Source organism: Streptomyces sp. E11-3, from assembly GCF_046540415.1.
Taxonomy (GTDB): Bacteria; Actinomycetota; Actinomycetes; order Streptomycetales; family Streptomycetaceae; genus Streptomyces.
Map to the genome: position 1 here is coordinate 1 of NZ_JAZGRL010000090.1, position 2,654 is coordinate 2,654.

At 74.5% G+C, this 2,654-nt stretch carries 2 protein-coding genes and 1 pseudogene; all 3 read right to left on the reverse strand.

Annotation, left to right across the window (positions count from 1 at the left end; all coding sequences use genetic code 11):
- Positions 1–376 (reverse strand): annotated as a pseudogene (locus tag U9R90_RS35315) (hypothetical protein); the annotation flags it as partial.
- 46 nt (positions 377–422) lie between these two features.
- Positions 423–2,159, reverse strand: a complete 1,737-nt coding sequence (locus U9R90_RS35320) for an ABC transporter ATP-binding protein/permease (protein ID WP_411061520.1) — start codon at positions 2,157–2,159, stop codon at positions 423–425.
- The coding region (locus tag U9R90_RS35325; RefSeq protein ID WP_411061521.1) for a nitroreductase family protein at positions 2,156–2,654 on the reverse strand (499 nt) is incomplete at its 5' end. The genes U9R90_RS35320 and U9R90_RS35325, both read right to left, overlap by 4 nt.

Here is a 2,654-nt window from a genome sequence, read left to right on the forward strand (position 1 = left end):
CGACTGGCACCGCTTCGACGACCGCCGCCAGCTCCTCGGCTGGCACCGCTTCGTCGGCTGTCGCCGGACTCTCGCTGTCCGGTGACGCCGTCGCGGGTTGCGCCCCGTCGCCCACCATCGCTCCGACACTTCGCTCCGGCGCGCGTCCCGCGCCGGACCCCGCGGCCGGGTCCATGGCCGACGGACCGCCGCCGCCCGGCCACGCTCCCTCGGGGTCCGCCACACCACTCGCCAGGAGCCCAACGCCCTTGGCCTCCCCCGCGCTTCCGTCGTCCGGCGTCGCGCCGTCGGCGGCGACCGCCAGCGCCCCGTCACTCCCCCTGGGATCCGCCGCCGCGTGCGACACGCCGGTCGTGGTTCGTTCTGTCTCGTTCACGCGTGTGTCCCCTTGTTGGCGGTGTCGGCGGCGTACCCCGGTGCGTTCACGCGGCCCGGTCCCCCTCCGTCTGGTGTCCGGCCCGTACCAGACGGGCGTACAGGCCCTCCTCCGCGAGCAGGGTGGCGTGGTCGCCGACGGCGTCGACCCGGCCGCCGTTGAGGACGACGATGCGATCCGCGTGTCGTACGGACTCCAGGCGGTGCGCCACGACCACGCAGGTGCGTCCCGCGGCCGCGCTCAGGAGTTCGCGGCCGATGCGGGCCTCGCGGCGCTCGTCCACGGCACTGGTCGCCTCGTCCAGGACGAGTACGGGCGCGTCGGCGAGCAACGCCCGTGCCAGGGCGAGGCGTTGGCGCTGACCCCCGGAAAGGGTCGCGCCACGTTCGCCCAGCAGCGTGGCGTAGCCGTCCGGGAAGGCGGCGATCTCGTCGTGCACACCCGCCGCGCGGGCCGCCGCCGTCAGCTCGTCGTCGCTCGCGTCGGGGCGGGCCAGTCGGAGGTTCGCGGCGATGGTGTCGTGGAACAGGTACGTCTCCTGGGAGACGACGGCGATACCACGGCGCAGCGCGTCCAGGCTGTACGCGGCGACCGGCAACCCGTCGACCGTCACCCCGCCGTGTTGCGGCTCGCGCCCGCGCAACAGCAGGGCGAGCAGCGTGGACTTGCCAGCGCCGGACGGGCCGACGATCGCGGTCGTACGGCCGCCCTCGGCGGTGAAGCTCACCCCGTCCAGTGCGGGTCGGCTGGTGTTCGGGTAGCCGAAACGGATGTCGTGGAAGCGGAGTTCGGGTGCCGTCCAGTCCGCTCGGCGTCGGCCGGTGTCCGCCACCTCGGGTTCCGCCCTGCGCAGCGCGGCTATGCCGTCGGCCGCCGAGACGCCGAGGTATCCCGCGTGCCACTCGCGGGAGAGGTCGCGGATCGGGCGGAAGCACTCCGAGGCGAGCATCAGCAGCAGGTAGGTACCGACGGGCGCGGTGTGGCCGCCCCCGGCCGACACGGCGGCCAGCAGCGCGGCCGCCACGGTGCCGCCCTGGACGGCGAGGTCGGTGAGGCCGGTGTCCACGAGGGAGACGCGGAGTTTGGCGACGGTCGCCCGGTGCAGGGCGGCCGAGCGCCGCTCCAACCCTTCCCGGGTACGGCCTACGGCGCCCGCCGCGCGCAGTGCGGGCATGCCCTGGAGCGCCTCCAGATAGTCGGCGGCCAGGCCCTCGTACGAGTCCCAGTGCTCCTTGCCGCGGCGGGCGAGCAGCCGGTCCCACCAGCGGGGCACCAGCAGGGCGAGGGCCAGCGCGGGTAGCAGAGCGAGCAGCGCGTAGGGCTGGAGTATGCCGAGCGGGATCAGTAGCAGCGGTGGTATTAGGAAGGTGATCGCCAACTGTGGTAGGTAGCGTGACAGATACGCGTCTACGCCCTCCACGCCGTCGACCAGGGTGGCCCGTACGGCCCCCGCCCTGGCGGTGGTCAGATGCGCGGGGCCGAGACGGCCGAGGCGTTCCAGGAGGGCGTCTCGCAGTCGTACCCTTGCCAGCGCCCCGGCGCGTAGGGCGACCCTGCGCTGGCGGCGTCCGAGCCAGAACCGTACCGCGACCACGGCCAGCACCGCGCCGAGCAGGGCGGGCAGTTCGCCCGTGGCGCCGCGGGCGAGCGCGGCCAGCGCGAGGGCCAACAGCACGGCCTGGGCGAGGTGCGTCGCGGCGACGGCGCCGAGCAGCGCGGTGGCCGCGGTGAGTGGGCCGCGTACGGTCTGGGCCGCGGTGAGCAGTTCCCGGTGCAGCATCATGGGGTGCGGCCCCTTCCGAGGGCGAGTCCGTGGATGATCCAGTCCTGGTCGGTGGGTCCACCGAGCGCGGCGCCGAGGTCGGCGCCCTGCCAGGAGCCGACGGGGCGCGAGCGCAGCCCCAGCGCGGTCGCGGTGACCTGGGCGAGGCCGACGCCGATACCGGCCGCGAGGTGTTCGTGGCGTACCCGTGCGGGTGGGGCGTCTGAGGGGCAGCCGTATGCCAGCAGTACGGCCCCGCAGTCCGCCAGCCAGGCCTGCCGGGCCGCCCATACGGCTAGCGTGGGCCGGGCGTCTCCGCGGGCCAGCGTGATCAACTCGTCGTTGTTCGAGGATAGTTGGAGCAGATTTGGGTGGGTTCCCCCTACGGCCAGGCACCACCGTGTCCCGGGCTGTTCCGCCACGGCCAACACGGCTGCCAGCTCGCCGGGACTGGGCACCCCGGCCAGCGGCGGCCGGGCGCTGCGGCGGGCTTGGGCGGCGTCTGGTGGGGGCAGT

Excerpts from the sequence above, each read along its gene's own strand:
- U9R90_RS35320 (WP_411061520.1), bottom strand. The coding sequence starts at position 2,159 with ATGATGCTGCACCGGGAACTGCTCACCGCGGCCCAGACCGTACGCGGC.